The organism is Hyalangium versicolor (assembly GCF_020103695.1).
In the GTDB taxonomy this organism is placed as follows: Bacteria; Myxococcota; Myxococcia; order Myxococcales; family Myxococcaceae; genus Hyalangium; species Hyalangium versicolor.
Genome location: NZ_JAHXBF010000022.1, coordinates 191,107 through 208,818 on the forward strand (window position 1 = coordinate 191,107; position 17,712 = coordinate 208,818).

Consider the following 17,712-nt stretch of genomic DNA (forward strand, 5'->3'; position numbering starts at 1 on the left):
GGAGCACGCGCATGCCGCAGATGGACAGCATCGTTCAGTACACCCTGGAGTTGCTGGAGCCGCTCGGGCCGGTGCAGGCGCGCTCGATGTTCGGCGGCTGGGGCTTCTATTACGGCGGGATGGTGTTTGGCCTCATCGTCCAGGGCCGCTTCTACCTCAAGGCGGATGACGTCTCCCGGCCGGCCTTCGAGGCGGCGGGCTGCGAGCAGTGGACCTACGACGGCGGCAAGGGCAAGGGCCCCACCCAGATGCCCTATTGGACGCCCCCCGCGGACGCGAGCGATGACGCCCACGCGCTGCTGCCCTGGGCACGCCGCGCCGTGGAAGCAGCCCAGCGGGCCGCGGCGAAGAAAGCCGCCAAGAAGGCTCCCGCTGCGAAGAAGGCCCCGACTGCCAAGAAGGCTCCGGCCACCAAGAAGGCTCCGGCCGCCAAGAAGGCCGCCACCGCCAAGAAGGCCGCCACCGCCAAGAAGGCCGCCACCGCCAAGAAGACCCCGGCGCGTAAGGCGGCCAAGAGTTCGCGCACGGCTAAGCGGTCTTGATGGCCGCGGCGGCCTGGAGCCCCAGCTCGCCCACGGAGATCTCCCGCATCCGGAACTTCTGCACCTTGCCCGTCACGGTGAGGGGGAACTCCGTCACGAACTTCCAGTAGCGGGGAATCTTGAAGGTGGAGATCTTCCCGGAGCAGAAGGCCTGCAGCTCGGCCTCGGTGAGCGTCACGCCCGGCTTCGTCTTCACCCAGGCCATCACCTCCTCGCCGTACTTCTCGCTCGGCACGCCGATCACCTGGGCCTCGCTGACGCCCGGATGGGTGTGGAGGAACTCTTCGATCTCGCGCGGGTACACGTTCTCGCCGCCGCGGATGATCATGTCCTTGATGCGGCCGACGATCTTCACGTAGCCCTCGGCGTCCATGGTGGCCAGGTCTCCGGTGTGCATCCACCCGGCCTCGTCGATGGAGCTCTTCGTCGCCTCCGCGTTGTTCCAGTACCCGAGCATCACGCTGTACCCACGCGTGCACAGCTCGCCCGGAGTACCTTGAGGAACCACCGCGCCCGTCTCGGGGTTGACGATCTTCACCTCGATATGCGGGTGCACACGGCCCACGGTCGACACGCGCCGGTCCAGTGGATCCTCCAGCGAGCTCTGGGTGGACACCGGAGAGGTCTCCGTCATGCCGTAGCAGATGGTCACCTCGCGCATGTTCATCCGAGACTGAACCTTCTTCATCACCTCCACCGGGCATGGCGAGCCCGCCATGACGCCGGTGCGCAGCGTGGAGAAGTCGAACTCTCCGAAGCGCGGGTGATCCAGCTCGCCAATGAACATGGTGGGCACGCCGTAGAGCGAGGTGCAGCGCTCGGACTGCACCGCCTGGAGCACGGCCAGCGGCTCGAACGCCTCGCTCGGAATCACCATGCACGCGCCGTGGCTGGTGCAAGCCAGGTTGCCAATCACCATCCCGAAGCAATGGTAGAAGGGCACGGGGATGCACACGCGATCCGCCGGGCCGTAGCGCAGCACCTCTCCAATGAAGAAGCCATTGTTGAGCACGTTGTGGTGCGACAGCGTGGCGCCCTTGGGGAAGCCCGTGGTGCCGGACGTGTATTGGATGTTGATCGGATCATCGAACTGCAGCGAAGCCTCCCGGTCCGCCAGCGTGCGCTCGCTCACCTTCGTGCCGTTGGAGCGCAACATCTCCCAGTCATCGTCCAGCACCAGCGCCAGCCGCAATTCGGGGCAGCGGGGACGGACCTCCTCCAACATCTTCCGGTAGTCGGACTGGCGGAAGCCTCGCGCCAGCAGCAACACGCTCGTACCGGACTGGCGCAGCGAGTACTCCAGCTCCGCTGTCTTGTACGCCGGGTTGAGGTTCACGAGGATGGCCCCCACCCGCGCCAGCGCGTACTGGGCCACCACCCATTCGAAGCGGTTGGGTGACCACAGCCCCACGCGATCCCCCTTCTCTACTCCCAGCGCCAGCAGCCCTCGCGCCACGTATGTGGTGAGCTCCCAGAACTGCCGGTACGTGGCGCGGAAACCCTGGGACAGCACCACCAACGCCTCCGCGTCGCCGTGCCGTTCCACCGTGCGCTGGAGGTTTTGACCGATGGTCTCTCCCAGCAGCGGAGTCGTGCTGGTACCGTGAACGTAGGAAGGCATGGAGGACATGAAGCGATCCTCACCGTGAGTCACATGCCCTCGCAAGATGTCTGTCACTGCATCCTGTCACTACCCCTCAGGGCGGCAGACACAGGCGGACGAAGTGCGTTACGGAACTCCCCCATGAAAATCCAAGCCTATGCCGCTCCTGGGAAGGGTCAGAGCCTCGTGCCGTTCGAGTTCGAGCCCCGGCCGCTCGGCCCCCATGAGGTGCAGGTGAAGATTTCGCACTGCGGCATCTGCCACACGGATCTCCACATGGTGAACAATGACTGGGGGCTGAGCAGCTTCCCCCTGGTCCCCGGCCACGAGATCGTCGGCACCATCAGCCAGGTGGGCTCGCTGGTGACGCAGTTGAAGCCGGGCCAGCGCGTGGGCGTGGGTTGGGAATCGAACTCCTGTGGCGAGTGTGACTGGTGCGCGCGAGGCCAGGAGAACCTCTGTCCGCGCTTCGCCCCCACCTGCGTGGGCCGGCACGGCGGCTACGCCGAGTTCATCCAGCTCAACAGCCGCTTCGTCATCCCCGTCCCGGAGACGCTGGCCTCGGAGACGGTCGCGCCCATGCTGTGCGGCGGCATCACCGTCTTCTCTCCGCTGAAACAGTACGGCATGGGGCCGCAGCACCGCGTGGGCGTCATCGGCATTGGCGGGCTGGGGCACCTGGGGCTCCAGTTCGCGCGGGCCTTCGGCTGCGAGGTGACAGCCTTCTCCACCTCCCCGGACAAGGAGGCCGAGGCCCGCCGCCACGGAGCCCACCACTTCGTCTCCACTCGGGGTGAAGAGCCCCTGCGCAAGCACGCCAGCGCGTTCGACTTCATCCTCTCCACGGTGAACGCGGACCTGCCGTGGATGGACTACATCAACGCCCTGCGCCCGGGCGGGACGCTGTGCTTCGTGGGCTCGCCTCCGAGCAACGTCAGCGTGCCCATCTTCCCCCTGCTGGTGACCAACAAGCGGATCGTCGGCAGCAATACCGGCAGCCCCGCCGAGATGCGAGAGATGCTCCAGGTGGCCGCCCGGCACGGGGTGAAGGCGCAGACCGAGCGCTTCCGGATCGATCAGGTCAACCAGGCCCTCGGCCGCGTGGCGCGCAATGAGGTACGCTACCGGGCCGTCCTGGAACTCTGAGGGTTCTGGAGGCACTGACGCAGCCCGCCAGACAAGGGCGCGACCAGAAGTGGGCGGAGCGGAAGCCCATCCGTTATAGTGGAAAAACCTCCGCCCCGCGAATCGGGGTGGGTTAAGGTCCGCTCCCCCATGGATGCCCCTCACGACAGGCTGCTGTCGGTGCTGCTGGAGAGCCGCCAGCGCCAATGCTTCCCCCCGGAGATCCGGGTCGCGGCGCCCGCCTTCGTCCAACAGGTACTGGGGCTGCTCTTCCCCCACTTCGCCGAGCAATTGGAGTGCAACGCGGCCGCCGTTCAACGGGACGTGATGGCCGTGGAGGCCTACCTCGTCCGGCTACAATCGATCCTGGCGCCGCTCTACCCCGAGGTGGACGCGACCATCTCCCGGCGCTTCATGGAGCAATTGCCGGACATCTACGACTTGCTGCGGCAGGACGCCACGGCCATCCACCAGGCGGATCCGGCCGCGCGCAGCGTGGACGAGGTGATCCTCACCTATCCGGGCTTCTACGCCATCGCCATCTTCCGGGTGGCGCACGCGCTGCATGTGCTGGGGCTACCGCTGCTGCCGCGCCTGCTCACGGAGTTCGCCCACCAGCGCACCGGCGTGGACATCCACCCGGGAGCCACCATCGGCCGGCGCTTCGTCATCGACCATGGCACCGGCGTGGTGATTGGCGAGACGACGGTGATTGGGGACGGGGTGAAGATCTACCAGGGCGTCACGCTGGGCGCGCTGGTGGTGCAGAAGAACCTGTCGAACAAGAAGCGCCACCCCACGCTCGAGGATGAGGTGGTGGTGTACGCCAACGCCACCATCCTGGGCGGAGACACGGTGGTGGGCCGAGGCACCGTCATCGCCGGCAACGCGTGGCTGACGCAGAGCGTGCCGCCCCAGTCCATCGTCACCCGCCGCACCGAAGTGCGTCACCGCAACAACGACGCGGACCTCGGAGAGATCGAGTTCCACATCTAACCCCTGCGCAGTTCCCTACCCGCGAGGCTCCACCGAATGAAGGCAGCGAACATCCTGCAGACCATTGGCAACACTCCGCACGTCCGCATCAACCGGCTCTTCCCGTCGCGGGTCGAGGTCTACATGAAGCTGGAGCGCGCCAACCCGGGCGGCAGCATCAAGGACCGCATCGGCCTGTCGATGATCGAGGACGCCGAGAAGCGGGGCATCCTCAAGAAGGACAGCGTCATCATCGAGCCGACCTCGGGGAACACGGGTATCGGTCTGGCGATGGTGGCGGCGGTGAAGGGGTACAAGCTGATCCTCGTGATGCCCGAGTCCATGAGCTTGGAGCGGCGCCGGCTGATGGCGGCGTACGGGGCGACGTTCGAGCTGACGCCTCGGGCGCAGGGCATGAAGGGAGCGATTGCGCGGGCACAGGAGATGGTGGCGCAGACGCCGAACGCGTGGATGCCGCAGCAGTTCGAGAACGAGGCGAACATCGAGGTGCACAAGCGCACCACGGTGAAGGAGATCCAGGCGGACTTCCCGGAGGGGCTGGACTACATCATCACGGGCGTGGGCACGGGCGGCCACATCACGGCGATCGGCGAGGAGTTGAAGAAGGTGTGGCCGAAGCTGAAGGTGTTCGCGGTGGAGCCGGTGAAGTCTCCGGTGATCAGCGGCGGGCAGCCGGGGCCGCACCCCATTCAGGGCATCGGCGCGGGCTTCATCCCGAAGAACCTGCACACGGCGGCCATCGACGGGGCCATCCAGATTCCGGAGGAGGAGGCGTTCGACTTCGCCCGCCGCTCGGCGCGTGAGGAGGGCATCTTCGTGGGCATCTCGTCGGGGGCGGCACTGGCGGCGGTGAACCGCAAGCTGAGCGAGATCCCTGATGGCAGCCGGGTGCTTACGTTCTGCTATGACACGGGCGAGCGTTACCTCTCCATCGAGAACCTGTTCTGAGCGAGCGCTCTCCCCCTCGTGGAAAGATTGGAGGCGAGGGTGCCATATGCCCCTCGCTTCTCTGGCTCAGAAGGTCCGCAGCAGCGTCTGGCTCTTGTGCTTCTCGTTGAGGAAGTCGCCCACCGTCCGCATGATTCCCCGTCGGACGCTTGGCCGTTCGGCTCGGAAACCCGGCCCCGGGGAGCGCACAGAAACCGCCGCGCCCCTCACCGTCCGCAAGGGCACGAGAACTTGGCAGGGCCAGCACGTGCGGTGAAGCTCAAGAGATGATTCAGGATGCAGCGGGACGCCGCCAGCGGATGCCCAAGCTGAAGCTCTTGGGTGTGGTGAATGGATCACGCCAACACTCCCCGCATCCGCTCCGCGGAGCGACCCTCGAAGGGCTGGCCGCGTGAGGCCCCCGGGAGCGCGCCAGCCCTCACGGTTGCATGTGGCTGTCAGCCTCTTGCTGCTGGCTGTCTTCGTCGCGCCCGGGGCACACGCCTCTGACGAGACGAACCCGATACGGGCCGTTGTGGGGGCGGGTGTCTCGCAGGGCACCGCGCTGGGTAGCCCCTGGGCGCCGCGTACCTCGTACAGCGTGAGCCTGTGGGGCCTGTGGGAAGCAGGCCAGGGACTCGGCGGGCGCTTGACGTTGCTGCCTCAGGCCACCTCCTCCGCAGCGTGGGAGCTATCCACGGACGCGGTCGCGCGCTTCACGGGCGAGGGGCCGCTGTACTTCAAAGCCATCGGAGGAGTGGCCGTCACCCCCCGCTCCTTATGGCCTCCACGGCTGCGGGCGGGCGGCGAAGTCGGCGTGCACGCCATTCGTGGGGGCATTGGGCTGGAGATGGGCCTTGGTGGCGTGTACGCGTTCCCGCCCTCCCAGCCCGCGCACGGGGAAGGGGTGGTCTCCCTCGGGGTGGGTATCCTCTTCGGCTTCGGCTCCCCGTCCCGTTCGCGGGTCCTTGCCCCGTCTCAGCGCCCATGGGCGCAGCAATCCGCCCTGAGTCCAGCAGGAGCCTTCCAGCCGCAGGGCGCGAGCCCCTCATCTGCGGCAGAGGTGAGAACGGCTGGGCTCTCGCCCGCTCCTTCGGAAGTGGTGCACGTCCCCTCCAGCGAGCGGGATGTGATTCAGCAGATTCTGCTCCTGCGAAAACCCGGGGACGTCCTGTCCTGGTGGGCCTCGGGCCCTGGGGAGAACATCAAGCACTGGACCCACCCGCTCTCCGAGTGGGAGTACAAATACGTCGAAGCCATGAGTTCGGCGACGGTGCCCGAGCCTGTTCGCATGTGGCCGCTGGTGACACCCGAGCGCCTCACCCCTGAACAGACCGAGGACATGCAATGGCTGGTAGGCACAGGAGCCACCGCCGCCGAGGGGTATGCCCACTGGGAGAACCGGCGGCGCATCGTCAAGCACTACGTGATGACACACCCAGCCACCCTTCAGCTCTCCCTGGGGCTGTATGGGTTGGCGAGGGATAGCAACCCGCTCTTCTTCGCGCTGGAGCGCGGCTGGCAGATGGGCAGCGGCCAGGAGATGTTCACCGCTCGGGAAGTGTCCAAGCTCGGTGCGGCCCAGGAGTTCTTCACGGCGCTGGCGGTAGGAGTGGCTGCTGGCAAGTTGATGAGCGCCACGCGGCCCGTGCCTGGGTGGGGTGTCCCGGCGCGGGTGGAGCCGGTGGGCCCTGGCAAGGTGAAGGCTCCGCCTGCTCCGCCGAAAGCCGCAGCGCCTGCTCCAGAACCCTCTCCGCCTGCGCCAAAACCTGCTCCGACACCAGCACCGCCTCCTCCGGCATCGGCCCCCCTAGCGCCCTCTCCAGAACTGGTCCAAGCGCTCACGGGCAAGAACCCAACGCCGCAGGTGCCCGCCGGCCCGCGTCTGCGCCAGGACGTCACCGTCAAGCCGAAGGCGCCAGACCTGTTGCCGCTGGAACGTCCCATTAGCCCCAGGCCCAGCCAGAACGCGCAACTCCAGAGGGACATCAAGTACCTGGACGAGCTAGGCGCCACGAACGTTCGGGTGAACCAGCAGCAACTGACGACCAGGAACGACCAGCGCGTGGGAATCAATCGGCCGGACTTGCAATTCGACTACAACGGACGTCGCTATCATGTGGAGTACGACTCACCTACTTCGGGTCGTGGCCCTGCCCACCAGTCGCGCCTCACCGCCAACGACCCGGAAGCCGAGATCATCCGGATCATCATCCCTGAGCCAAGAGACGTGACTCAATGACGCAAGAGATGAAAGGACTGCTGCTGGAGGACCGCTGGGCACCCGTCACCTCGACAACAGGTTTTCTGGAACTGGGGACGGAGCAGGCGGCGCGAGCCTTCGCCACGTGGCAGGAAGGGCTGATGACGCCCCGGGGCATCACCGTAGAGGTGCTCCCCGTCTCGGGCTCCTTGGAGCAGGCGCTCTCCAGCCTGCTGCCCCTGACCAGTGGGGAGACACAGCGACACCTGTTCATCCCGACGCGCAGCGCTTGGACAGCCTACCTTGAGAACGGTTGGACCGGCACGGATGCCGCCAGCCCCATGCGCTACATGGCCCGGCGGCTGAGCATCCGGTGTCTGCGAGTGGTCACCGTGCCCCACACACTGCGCGGGAATCAAGGCCGCTATGGCGCGGTGATGCTGGATGTGTTCGGCCCGGAGCAGCCGGGGAAGATCCTCAACTATGTGCGCTCCATCTATGCCGCGAATGATGGAGGACGCTGGGTCTTCGGTCACTCCGGTGAGCCCTTCCCCTTCGAGCAAGTGGAGAAGTACCAGGCGCGCCGACTGAGGGACCGCTTCACCTTCGAGATGCTCAAGGACTACCTGCACCACTTGGGACTGGCCCCCTTCAACGAGGACTTCTACCTGCCTCCGGGCTCCCGCGCGTGGCTCATTCAGAAGACAGGCCCCTTCACCACCGTCGGGCGGGAGTACTCGCTGGAGGAGGCCCGCGCCGCCCGCGTGTTGTGACGCACCTCAGGTAGCTCCAAGTTCAAGCGTGCCCGCGTAGCATGGCCTCGCTCAGGGCGTCTCGGTGACGCGGGCGAAGCCTACGAAGTAGTCCGCGCCCGCCGTGCTCGCGGCGTAGACGATGAATTCGTTGGCGGGCGAGTTCGCGTTGGGCGCCTGGAGCCACTGCCACTGGCCCGTCGTGGTGCTGAACGCGTTGCACGAGGTGTTGCCGCCGTTACCCGTGCCGATGCACACCTGGCCTGAGTTCACGTAGACATACGCGCCCGACAGGACATGCGCCGGACCATTGGCCGTGCACGAGTTGGCGCCAGGGAACACCTGGACCACACCATTCCGGTCCGCGTGGGTGATGACGTGCAGCATGTTCACGCCGCCCGGCAGCGTGGAGGGCTCGAGCCTGCTGGTGATGAGTCCCGGATTATTGGTGAACAGCGACCAGTTGGCCGCGGCGGACCACCCGGCCGAGCCCGGCACGCTGGTCGTCACCGAAGTGAGCGAGCCATTGGGGCCGACAGTGGCGAACGTCGGGTTGGCGAGCAGGTTGGGCGAGAACTGGACGCTCGCCTCGTCCACGTAGAAGTCTGCGCCGGTCGTGGTGGTGGAGTAGATGATGAACTCATTGGCGGGGATGACGCCATTGGAGGCGGTGACGTACTGCCACTGGCCGGTGGTGGAGCTGTACGCATCGCACCCGGTGTTGCCTCCGTTCCCGGTGCCGATGCAGACGCGCCCGCTGAGCACGTAGATCCAGGCGCCCGAGATGACCTGGGTGGGGCCGGTGTTGAACGGCTGGAACACCTGGACCAGGCCGTTGCCCGGACCCTGGGTGCGCACGTGGATCATGCGGGTGCCGTCATTGCGGCTGGAGGGCAGCAACTCGGTGAAGACCGTGCCGGGAGTGTTGGTGAAGAGCGTCCAGTTGGCCGCCGCCGAGTTGCCCGCGCCTCCGGCCACCGCCGTGGTGACCGTAGTGGGAGTGCCGTTGGGTCCCACGGTATTGAAGGTGGGATTGGTCAGGTAGTTGGACTGAGCACACAGGGACTGCTCGAGCTCGGCGGTGGCCGGGTTCTCCACATCAGCAGGTCCACAGGCGGTGATGGCCGAGAAGGCAATCAGGGAGGTCAGCAGGCGACGTACGTTCATCTGGGTTCTCCAGAGGGGCCGAAGCAGGCTTCGGGGGTTCTGGACTTCAGAACGAAATCCGGCGGAAATCTTCCCGGCCATGGCTGCGGTGATTCTCGAAGTCCGCTGTGTCGCTCCCTTCGTCGTCCGGCTCCGCTTCAGCGATGGGCACGAGGGCGAGGCGAACCTCAAGCCCTGCCTCTTCGAATGGGAGCCGGAGCGCGTCCCGGACCTCACCGCGGAGACTCGCGACTGGCTGCGCTCGCCGGAGAACTTCCAGACGGTCCGCGTGGACCCCGAGACGGGCACGCTCGCCTGGGGAGAGGCGCGACCGTTCAGCGCGTACCTGCTGTATTGGCGCGTGCAGAAGTCCCGGGTGACGGCGACGCTCCGCTCGAAAGAGGGGGCCGTGCTCTCCACGGTGGAGATTGGCGGGTGGTACGAGACCTGGTCCCAGGGGATCAGCCTCGGACGCGCGGAGACCAACGCCGTCGTCGTGGACCAGGAAGGTGTGGCTCCGTTCCATGCCCGCGTGACAGTCGGCGGCGGACACCACCCCTGCTATTTCGTCGAGGTGGTGGAGGGAACCACGAGCGCTGGAGGGACGACCTCGTCAACTCCGGGCGAGCGCTGGCGGGTCCCCGCTCGGGCTCCCCTCCTGCTGGAGCTGGGCGCCTGCGTCGTTGAGATTTCCTGAGCCAGGAGGCAGGCTCCGCCCTTCTCACAGGACAGCCCATGCACGCCTCGTTGCGCCGCAGCGTCGTCGGACTCGTCAGTTTCATGGCAGCGCTTCCGGCCCTTGCCACCCCTCCCCCGCCCGTCCGCATCAACCCGGCCCGCATCGATGCGGTGTTCAAGGCCTACAACAGTCCTTCGAGCCCGGGCTGTGCCCTCGGCATCTACCAGGACGGCCGGGTCCTCTACTCCCGCGGCTACGGCATGGCCGACCTGAACCAGGCCACGCCCATCACCCCCACGACCCTGTTCGACGTCGGCTCGGTCTCCAAGCAGTTCACCGCTGCGAGCCTCGTGTTGCTGGCAAACGAGAAGAAACTCGCGCTGACAGATGACATCCGGAAGTACCTGCCTGAGGTCCCAGACTACGGGACGCCCATCACCATCGACCACCTGCTCCACCACACGAGCGGACTGCGCGACTACAACGATCTCCTCCTCTTCAAGGGCTATCACTATGAGGACGTCACGGATGACGACGACGCCCTGGAGGTGATTGCCCGCCAGCGAGCCCTGAAGTTCAAAACGGGAACGCGTTTCGAATACAGCAACACCGGCTACTTCCTGGCGGCGCTCATCGTGAAGCGAGTCACCGGCAAGACCCTGGCCGAGTTCGCGAAGGAGCGCCTCTTCCAGCCTCTCGGCATGACCCGGAGCCACTTCCGCGACGACCACACTGCCATCCTCCCTGGGCGCGCCACGGCCTACTCGCCTTCGGAGAAGGAGGGCTATCGGATCGACATGTCGAACTGGGATCAGGTGGGAGACGGGCAGGTCCAGACCAATGTCACCGAGCTGGTCAAATGGGAGGAGAACTTCTACAGCGCCCGCGTCGGAGGGCGTGCCCTCATCGACGCGCTCCAGGAGCGGGGTGCGCTGGATACGGGAGACAGCACTCCTTACGGCCGGGGGCTCTTCCTGGACACCTACCGCGGCGTGCAGCGCATCCATCATTCCGGGGGATGGGCGGGCTATCGCACCCTGCTGATGCGCTTCCCTGCGCAGCATGTCTCCATCGCTGTCCTCTGCAACCGGGGTGATGCCCGGCCGAATCTCGCCGAGAACGTGGCGGACATCATCCTGGGCGACGCCTTCGGTGCGGCCGAGCCGAAGCAGGAAGCGAAGGCTCCCGCGCCCGTGACGGCGAGCGCACCGGAAGCTCCTGCCGGGGATCTCGGCCGGTATGCGGGGCACTACTATGACGAGGCCGCGCAGCGCGTGGTGCAAATCCTCCAGGAGAACAACCAGCTCCAGTTCAACTACAAAGGGAGCAATCGTCCCCTGAGGGCGGTAGGCAGCGAGCGCTTCGAGATGGAAGGCACCCCGATCGTGCTCTCTTTCTCGGGCGGGCAGGTGACGCTGTCGCGCGGCGAGGAGACGCTGGGAATCCTCAAGCGGGTGCAGCCGGTCACGCTCTCGGACGGCGACTGGAAGCCGCTGGCAGGGGCGTATTACAGCCCCGAGCTGGATACCACCTGGCGCATCGAACTGAAGGATGGGAAGGCGGTGCTGAAAGGGCGGGCCATCGGGAGCCATCCGCTCGAGCCCGCCTTCGCCGACGCGTTCAACACAACCTCCGGCCTTCTCCGGCTGACCCGTGATGGAGCCGGGCGGATGACGGGCTTCGTCTTGAGCGACCTGCGGTTCGAGCGAAAGGAGCGGTAGGGCTGACCCTCCAGCACCGCAGCGTATGAGAATTACGGGCCTTCGGACTCGAGCAGTGCCGCGAGGAACAGCGAGTAGGTCAGCTCGGCCACTGGCAGATTCTCGCGGCGTGCCTGGATGCGCAGCGCCTTGGGCAGCGAGCACGGTCTGCCGCGCTCGCCGTCGCGCATCTGCACGTAGCCTCGCTCGGAGAACCCGAGCACCTGCCACCCCCGCTTGCGGAGGGCCTGACTGAGATCATCCGTGAGCTGGTGGTGGAGGGCCTTGGCGACGGGCAGCGTGCCGAAGATCGGGCTCTGCCAGCCGTGCTCGGTCTCGCTCCACCCACGCGCGCGCAGGTAGTTGCCTTTGCGAGCCCGTGAGAGCCCTCCGACGTGGCGCTCCAGCTTCACAGGGTCGCGCGGGTCAGCGGACCGTCGAACGTCTGACCCTCGCAGTCGGCGTAGACATGATCGCCCACGAAGGTCAGCGACACCTTGATGCGCCGTGAATCGAATGCCGAAAGCGCCTCCAGCAGCTCGGCGTCGACCGCGGCAAGCTCCGCCTTGGCCACGCGTGCAGCCTTGACCTCCCGCGCCTCCGCGACGAAGGCCTCGAGCCGGTCAGCCGACTCGAACAGGACGGAGACCTTCGCGTGGGGGTTCTGATCAACAGCGCGCTGAACCTTGACCGGATCCGCCTTGCCCACTCGCACCCACTGGGTGACGAGCCCTGTGTAGTCGCGGCACTCGAGGTCCGGCGCGTCAGGTTCGGCGAGCCCCTTGCCGAAGGTCATCCGCTCTTCCCAGAGCCAGCAGTAGGCGAGCACCCGCAACCAGAGGCGGTGCATCGTCTCGGAGGGGTGACGCGCGACCTTGAGGCCCAGTTGCGGCTGGTCGATCGCGCGATCAACGTGGCTCAGGGAGATCTGGAAGTCATACAGAGTGGGAGCAAGGGCCATCTGGGATTCCGGTGCCCTTCGAGGGGAGGGGCAGTGCGGTATAGCGCATCCCGCAGGCCCCGGGGGATTGTGACGTACCCCAGGCGGCCCCAGTTCAAGCGCGCCCGCGCAGCATGAGCCCCCAGTAGAGCCGCGGCAGGCCGTACTTCTTCATCAGCCACATGTCGCGCCGCTCCTGGAGCGTGTCGATGAGCGGGAAGCTCGGAGTGGGCTTCCCGTCGTAGTCGAACTCGGCGAGCAGCAGCTTGCCGTAGCCCGTGGTGAGCGGACACGAGGCATAGCCGTCATAGCGCGCCTCGGGCTTGCGGCCCTCCATCACTGCCCTCAGGTTCTCCACCAACACCGGAGCCTGCTTGCGGATGGCGGCGCCCGTGCGCGAGGTGGGCAGATCCGACACATCCCCCAACGCGAACACCTCGGGGAAGTCCGGGTGCTGGAGCGTGTACTTGTCCGCCTTCACCCAGCCCTTGCACGGCCCGTCCGCATGCGCCAGCGGGCTGCGCTGGATGAAGTCCGGCGCGCTCTGCGGCGGCGTCACGTGGAGGATGTCGTAGGGAATGATGGACTCCGCCTTGCTGCCATCCTCGCGCGTCACCTCGAAGACGGCCTCGCGCGTGTCTCCACGGACCTCCACCAGGTTGTGCTGAAAACGAGCATCGATGCCGTACCGCTCCACCACGCGCTCCAACACCGCCGCGAACGGCTTCACGCCGAAGATCGCCTTGGCCCCCGATCCGAAGAGGATCCTCGATCGCTCCCGCTTGCCCGTGCGCCGCAGATAGTCGGCCGCCAGGTACATGATCTTCTGGGGAGCTCCGGCGCACTTCACCGGCGTGGAAGGGTGCGTGAAGAGCGCGGTGCCTCCATCGAAGTCCTGGATCATCTTCCACGTCTTCGGCGCCAGCTCGAAGTCGTAGTTGCTGGAGACATAGGGAGTCCGCAGGGCCTCACGCAGCCCGCGCACCTTGTCCCAGTTGAGCTGAATGCCCGGAGCAACGATCAGGTAGTCGTAGCCCACGCGCAGGCCCGACAGAGTGCTCACCTGGCGAACCACCGGATCTACCTCCACGGCGCGGTCCTGGATCCACCGCGTGCCCTCTGGGATGAAGTCGGCCTCGTCACGCACGCTGTCCTCCGCGCGAGCCGCCCCCGCACCGACGAGCGTCCACAACGGTTGGTAGTAGTGCTTGCGAGAGGGCTCGATGATGGCCACGCCCTGCACTCCGTGCCTCCGCAGGCGGGCAGCCACGGTGATGCCCGCGGTGCCTCCTCCAATGATGACGACGCGGTGGTGCTCGCGAGCAGGCACCAGGGCCATCGGTGCGGCGAGAGCCTGCGAGGTCGGTACGGTCTGCATGGAGGTCTCCTTCTCCGGATTGCTTCGGGTTCGTCTTCTCCTCTCGCCCCAGCATGGCGCGTGCCAAGGGTCTCTCCCCAAGGCGACCCCGGCGCATCCTCTGAGAGCCCGCCCCGGAAGGCACTGCTGAAACGAGCGCTGAAACGCCTACGAAACGCTCTGCAACACGCGCCCCCGTCCTCAGGGCTAAGACTGCTGTCATGAAGGAAACGTCCCTGAAAACAGCCGCACTGACCGAAGAGGCGCTGCGCCAGGCCCTGCGAGCGCTCGAGGCGGTCGCAGGCCCCACGGTGCTGCTCGACGGGCAGGGCCGGTTGCTCGCCCTGGGAGCCGAAGCCCGAGCCTTGCTGGGCCCCACCTCCTCCCCCGGACAGCGCTTCCACGAAGGGTTCACCGGCACGGAGGAGGAACTCCGAACCCTGCTGCGCTCCCAGCGCGAGGGACTCCTCTCTCTCGGCCAGCCCATGAGGAACGGGAAGCTTCGGCTGCTGCGGGTGCGAGCCACGGCCCTCGCGGAGGGAAACCGAAGCACGGGCCATGCGGTGCACCTGGCGCCCTGCCACGTGGATCCGAACAGCCGGGAGGAGACCTTCCAAGGGCTGTGGACGCAGGATTTGCGCATGCGGCGGCTCTTCCGAATCATCGAGAAGGCGGCGCGCACGGAAGCCAGCGTGCTGGTGCGCGGGGAAAGCGGCACCGGCAAGGAGCTCGTCGCCAACGCCCTGCACACCCTCTCGGCCCGGGCGAGAGGCCCCTTCCGCGCCATCAACTGCGCGGCCCTCTCGCCCACCCTGCTGGAGAGCGAGCTGTTCGGCCACGTGCGCGGAGCCTTCACCGGGGCAGTACGGGACAGTCCGGGCCACTTCAGGCTGGCGCAGGGAGGCACGCTCTTCCTGGACGAGGTGGCGGAGCTGCCACTGGAACTGCAGGCCAAGCTGCTGCGCGTGCTGGAGACGCGCACCGTCATCCCAGTGGGCGGGCGAGAGCCTGTCTCGGTGGACGTGCGCATCGTGGCGGCCACGCACCGGGCGCTGCGGCGGGAAGTGGAGCAGGGCCACTTCCGCGCGGATCTCATGTACCGGCTGCGGGTGGTGCCCATCTTCCTGCCCTCGCTCCGGGAGCGCCCGGGAGACATCCTCCCGTTGGCCGAGCGCTTCCTGGCCGAGCTCAACGCGCGCGGAGGCCGGCAGGTGCTGCGCTTCTCCTCGCGGGCCCGCCGCCAGCTCCAGGAGTACGCCTGGCCGGGCAACGTGCGAGAGCTGCGCAACGTGATGGAGTACGCCCACGTCATGGGCGAGGGCCCCACGCTCACCGAGGCCGAGCTGCCGCCCGAGTTCAACGAGCAGGCACGCCCGGTGCGCTTGCCGCTGGCTCCCGAGAGCGCCTCGGCTTCGACTGGCGCGACGAGAGACATCGGCATCGAGGACATCCGCCGAGCACTCGAGCAGACGCGGGGCAACCGGGCGCGCGCGGCGACCCTTCTGGGCATCAGCCGCGTCACGCTGTGGCGAAGGCTCCGAGAGGCAGGAGGGCCATCGGAACACTGAAACGTTTCACGAAGCGTTTCAGCAACGAGCGCAAGGGTTGCAAGTCACTGAATCCCTTCTGGCGCTCTGGGTCCATGCCCATGGCACGCGACTGGCAAAGAAGCCCTGCCAGGAGGAAGGACCATGATCTTCCGGCAGCTCTTCGACCCCGAGTCCTCGACGTACACGTACCTGCTCGCCGACCCGCTCTCCCGCCAGGCGGCCCTCATCGATCCGGTGCTCGAACAAACCGAGAGAGACCTGACCCTGGTGAAGGAGCTGGAGCTGACGCTGGCGTACGTGCTGGAGACGCACGTGCACGCGGACCATGTGACGGGGGCGGGCCAGCTGCGCGAGCGCACCGGCTGTCAGGTGGTGGCGAGCACCCGAGGGGCCTCCTGCGCCAACGTCCACGTGCGGCACGGGGAGCTCCTCCAGTTGGGAGGGCTGTGCATCGTGGCGCTCGCGACGCCGGGCCACACGGATGACAGCCTGAGCTACCTGGTGGAAGAGCATCTCTTCACGGGAGACGCGCTCCTGGTGCGCGGCACCGGGCGCACTGACTTCCAGAATGGAGACGCGGGGCAGCTCTACGACTCCATCACCCAGGTGCTCTTCACGCTGCCGGACGAAGTCTGGGTGCACCCCGGCCACGACTACAAGGGCCGCATGGTGACGACCATCGGCGAGGAGAAGCGCTTCAACCCGCGGCTGGCCGGCAAGGACCGCGCTTCCTTCATCCAGCTCATGTCCGAGCTGAACCTGCCTCCGCCGAAGAAGCTCGGCATCGCGGTCCCCGCCAATCGCGCCTGCGGACTGAACGCGCCACCGCCCCAAGCCTGAAGCCCAGCGACACGCCGTTCATCCATCGAACCCGATCCGCTCCTCGCCACGAGAGGGGCTTGAGAGACCCTCATGTCCTCCGCGCAGATCCACTCCGTCTTTCCCCGTGAGCTGAGCACCCTGCCCCCCGCGGTGCGTCGCATCGACGTCCGCGAGCCCTCGGAGTTCGAGGGCAAGCTGGGGCACCTGCCACGCTCGGAGCTGGTCCCGCTCGCCACCCTCCCCAGCGCGGCGGGGGCATGGCCTCGAGAGACTCCGCTGCTGCTCATCTGCCGCTCGGGAATGCGCTCCATGAAGGCCGCGCGCATGCTCGCCGAGCAGGGCTTCACCTCGCTCTCCAACCTGGAGGGAGGAATGCTCGCGGTGCACGAGGCCGGGCTCGAGGTGGAGGGCTCGGGTGCCAGCGAGCAGGTGAGCACCAGCCAACGGCAGGGAACCTCCTCGTGAGCACCCTCCTGCTCGGCGCCGTCCTCTCGCTGGTGGCGGGTGTCTCGCTCGGTCTGCTCGGAGGTGGCGGCTCCATCCTGACGGTCCCCATCCTCGTCTATGTGCTCGGCATGAGCCCGCGCGGAGCCATTGCCACCTCGCTGGTGGTGGTGGGAATGACGAGCGCCGTTGGCACGCTGTCCCACGCCCGCGCGGGCCGGGTGGAGTGGCGGGTGGGCCTGCTCTTCGGCGTGGCCGGCATGCTGGGCGCGGCGCTGGGGGGACGCGTGGGGAAGTTCGTGCCTCCCGCCCTGCTGCTCGTCGCCTTCGCGGGGATGGTGCTCGCCACCGCCGTGGCCATGCTGCGCGGGCGTCCGGTGCCGGCCACCGCCGAGGTGCCCGAACAACCCGCGGGGAAGCACCTGGCTGCCGTGCTGCGCAACGGGTTCGGCGTCGGGCTGCTGACGGGCCTGGTGGGAGCGGGCGGCGGCTTCATGGTGGTGCCCGCGCTGGTCCTCTTCGGCGGGCTGTCCATGCCGGGGGCGGTGGCCACCTCGCTGCTGGTCATCACGCTGAACTGTGCCTCGGGGCTGCTCAGCGCGCTCCTGAGCGGTGCTCCCGTGGACTGGGCGCTCGCGGGAGGCATGTCGGTGGCCTCCATCCTCGGCTCGCTTCTCGGCACCCGGCTGGGCCGGGGATTCTCCCCAGAGAGCTTGCGCAAAACCTTCGCGAGCTTCATCGTGGCGCTCGGTGCGTTCATCCTCGTCCGAGAACTGTTGTCGCTCCTCCACGTCCCCGCTGTGCGGGCGCTCGTGTTGGCGGGCGGCCTCGCGCTCGGCGTGCTCTGCCTGTCACTCCTGACGCTCGGAGTGAGGCCCACCCTCCCCTCCAAGGGAGTCATCGACGGCTCCCGTTCCTCTCCGTGA

The 17,712-nt window shown here is 67.2% G+C and carries 17 protein-coding genes; 12 read left to right on the forward strand and 5 right to left on the reverse strand.

What is annotated here, in order from left to right; genetic code table 11:
- Window positions 1–11 precede the first annotated feature (11 nt).
- Window positions 12–542, forward strand: coding sequence for a TfoX/Sxy family protein (locus KY501_RS38350; protein WP_224368833.1), 531 nt, complete (start codon window positions 12–14; stop codon window positions 540–542).
- Here KY501_RS38350 and KY501_RS38355 read toward each other — a convergent pair.
- Window positions 529–2,172 carry an AMP-binding protein gene (locus KY501_RS38355; RefSeq protein WP_224368834.1) on the reverse strand — a complete coding sequence of 548 codons (1,644 nt, stop codon included), beginning with the start codon at window positions 2,170–2,172 and terminating at the stop codon, window positions 529–531. The two genes, KY501_RS38350 and KY501_RS38355, sit on opposite strands and share 14 nt — an antisense overlap.
- Window positions 2,173–2,286: 114 nt before the next feature.
- Here KY501_RS38355 and KY501_RS38360 point away from each other — a divergent pair, with 114 nt between their 5' ends.
- From KY501_RS38360 to KY501_RS38380, 5 genes are all read left to right on the forward strand, one after another.
- Window positions 2,287–3,291 carry an NAD(P)-dependent alcohol dehydrogenase gene (locus KY501_RS38360; RefSeq protein WP_224368835.1) on the forward strand — a complete coding sequence of 335 codons (1,005 nt, stop codon included), beginning with the start codon at window positions 2,287–2,289 and terminating at the stop codon, window positions 3,289–3,291.
- Between the two features lie 129 nt (window positions 3,292–3,420).
- Window positions 3,421–4,266 (forward strand): serine O-acetyltransferase EpsC, encoded by an 846-nt coding sequence (gene epsC / locus KY501_RS38365; protein WP_224368836.1) that lies wholly within the window; start codon window positions 3,421–3,423, stop codon window positions 4,264–4,266.
- 36 nt (window positions 4,267–4,302) lie between these two features.
- Window positions 4,303–5,214 carry a cysteine synthase A gene (gene cysK / locus KY501_RS38370; protein WP_224368837.1) on the forward strand — a complete coding sequence of 304 codons (912 nt, stop codon included), beginning with the start codon at window positions 4,303–4,305 and terminating at the stop codon, window positions 5,212–5,214.
- A gap of 430 nt (window positions 5,215–5,644) precedes the next feature.
- On the forward strand, window positions 5,645–7,435 hold the full coding sequence (locus KY501_RS38375) for a hypothetical protein (protein WP_224368838.1): 1,791 nt from the start codon (window positions 5,645–5,647) through the stop codon (window positions 7,433–7,435).
- Window positions 7,432–8,169, forward strand: coding sequence for a hypothetical protein (locus KY501_RS38380; protein WP_224368839.1), 738 nt, complete (start codon window positions 7,432–7,434; stop codon window positions 8,167–8,169). Before KY501_RS38375 ends, KY501_RS38380 begins: the two co-directional genes overlap by 4 nt.
- Window positions 8,170–8,220: 51 nt before the next feature.
- On the opposite strand, the gene KY501_RS38385 is transcribed toward KY501_RS38380, so the two are convergent.
- The gene (locus tag KY501_RS38385) at window positions 8,221–9,315 is read right to left on the reverse strand and encodes a hypothetical protein (protein WP_224368840.1); all 1,095 of its coding nucleotides are present in this window, start codon (window positions 9,313–9,315) and stop codon (window positions 8,221–8,223) included.
- A 79-nt stretch (window positions 9,316–9,394) separates the two neighbouring features.
- On the opposite strand from KY501_RS38385, the gene KY501_RS38390 reads away from it, so the two are divergent.
- Window positions 9,395–9,991: a DUF2442 domain-containing protein gene (locus KY501_RS38390; protein ID WP_224368841.1), complete on the forward strand. Its 597-nt coding sequence runs from the start codon at window positions 9,395–9,397 to the stop codon at window positions 9,989–9,991.
- A 38-nt stretch (window positions 9,992–10,029) separates the two neighbouring features.
- Complete coding sequence (locus tag KY501_RS38395) at window positions 10,030–11,694, forward strand: serine hydrolase domain-containing protein (RefSeq protein ID WP_224368842.1); 1,665 nt, start codon at window positions 10,030–10,032, stop codon at window positions 11,692–11,694.
- Between the two features lie 32 nt (window positions 11,695–11,726).
- Here the strand turns inward: KY501_RS38395 and KY501_RS38400 are convergent, their stop codons facing one another.
- From KY501_RS38400 to KY501_RS38410, 3 genes are all read right to left on the reverse strand, one after another.
- On the reverse strand, window positions 11,727–12,086 hold the full coding sequence (locus tag KY501_RS38400; protein WP_224368843.1) for a hypothetical protein: 360 nt from the start codon (window positions 12,084–12,086) through the stop codon (window positions 11,727–11,729).
- Window positions 12,083–12,634, reverse strand: a complete 552-nt coding sequence (locus KY501_RS38405) for a YaeQ family protein (RefSeq protein ID WP_224368844.1) — start codon at window positions 12,632–12,634, stop codon at window positions 12,083–12,085. Before KY501_RS38405 ends, KY501_RS38400 begins: the two co-directional genes overlap by 4 nt.
- 94 nt (window positions 12,635–12,728) lie before the next feature.
- Window positions 12,729–13,991 carry an NAD(P)/FAD-dependent oxidoreductase gene (locus KY501_RS38410; RefSeq protein ID WP_224368845.1) on the reverse strand — a complete coding sequence of 421 codons (1,263 nt, stop codon included), beginning with the start codon at window positions 13,989–13,991 and terminating at the stop codon, window positions 12,729–12,731.
- A 200-nt stretch (window positions 13,992–14,191) separates the two neighbouring features.
- Here KY501_RS38410 and KY501_RS38415 point away from each other — a divergent pair, with 200 nt between their 5' ends.
- The 4 genes from KY501_RS38415 to KY501_RS38430 all read left to right on the forward strand — a co-directional run bounded on the left by KY501_RS38415 (window position 14,192) and on the right by KY501_RS38430 (window position 17,712).
- Complete coding sequence (locus tag KY501_RS38415; protein ID WP_224368846.1) at window positions 14,192–15,538, forward strand: sigma-54 interaction domain-containing protein; 1,347 nt, start codon at window positions 14,192–14,194, stop codon at window positions 15,536–15,538.
- Window positions 15,539–15,661: 123 nt separating this feature from the next.
- Window positions 15,662–16,360: an MBL fold metallo-hydrolase gene (locus KY501_RS38420; protein WP_224368847.1), complete on the forward strand. Its 699-nt coding sequence runs from the start codon at window positions 15,662–15,664 to the stop codon at window positions 16,358–16,360.
- A gap of 72 nt (window positions 16,361–16,432) precedes the next feature.
- Window positions 16,433–16,807 carry a rhodanese-like domain-containing protein gene (locus tag KY501_RS38425; protein ID WP_224368848.1) on the forward strand — a complete coding sequence of 125 codons (375 nt, stop codon included), beginning with the start codon at window positions 16,433–16,435 and terminating at the stop codon, window positions 16,805–16,807.
- Window positions 16,804–17,712: a sulfite exporter TauE/SafE family protein gene (locus tag KY501_RS38430; protein WP_224368849.1), complete on the forward strand. Its 909-nt coding sequence runs from the start codon at window positions 16,804–16,806 to the stop codon at window positions 17,710–17,712. Before KY501_RS38425 ends, KY501_RS38430 begins: the two co-directional genes overlap by 4 nt.

Bases quoted from the DNA above. Each gene is read 5' to 3' on its own strand.
- KY501_RS38350 (WP_224368833.1), top strand. From the start codon at position 12: ATGCCGCAGATGGACAGCATCGTTCAGTACACCCTGGAGTTGCTGGAG.
- KY501_RS38355 (WP_224368834.1), bottom strand. From the start codon at position 2,172: ATGTCCTCCATGCCTTCCTACGTTCACGGTACCAGCACGACTCCGCTG.
- KY501_RS38360 (WP_224368835.1), top strand. From the start codon at position 2,287: ATGAAAATCCAAGCCTATGCCGCTCCTGGGAAGGGTCAGAGCCTCGTG.
- epsC (WP_224368836.1), top strand. From the start codon at position 3,421: ATGGATGCCCCTCACGACAGGCTGCTGTCGGTGCTGCTGGAGAGCCGC.
- cysK (WP_224368837.1), top strand. From the start codon at position 4,303: ATGAAGGCAGCGAACATCCTGCAGACCATTGGCAACACTCCGCACGTC.
- KY501_RS38380 (WP_224368839.1), top strand. From the start codon at position 7,432: ATGACGCAAGAGATGAAAGGACTGCTGCTGGAGGACCGCTGGGCACCC.
- KY501_RS38385 (WP_224368840.1), bottom strand. From the start codon at position 9,315: ATGAACGTACGTCGCCTGCTGACCTCCCTGATTGCCTTCTCGGCCATC.
- KY501_RS38390 (WP_224368841.1), top strand. From the start codon at position 9,395: ATGGCTGCGGTGATTCTCGAAGTCCGCTGTGTCGCTCCCTTCGTCGTC.
- KY501_RS38395 (WP_224368842.1), top strand. From the start codon at position 10,030: ATGCACGCCTCGTTGCGCCGCAGCGTCGTCGGACTCGTCAGTTTCATG.
- KY501_RS38405 (WP_224368844.1), bottom strand. From the start codon at position 12,634: ATGGCCCTTGCTCCCACTCTGTATGACTTCCAGATCTCCCTGAGCCAC.
- KY501_RS38410 (WP_224368845.1), bottom strand. From the start codon at position 13,991: ATGCAGACCGTACCGACCTCGCAGGCTCTCGCCGCACCGATGGCCCTG.
- KY501_RS38415 (WP_224368846.1), top strand. From the start codon at position 14,192: ATGAAGGAAACGTCCCTGAAAACAGCCGCACTGACCGAAGAGGCGCTG.
- KY501_RS38420 (WP_224368847.1), top strand. From the start codon at position 15,662: ATGATCTTCCGGCAGCTCTTCGACCCCGAGTCCTCGACGTACACGTAC.
- KY501_RS38425 (WP_224368848.1), top strand. From the start codon at position 16,433: ATGTCCTCCGCGCAGATCCACTCCGTCTTTCCCCGTGAGCTGAGCACC.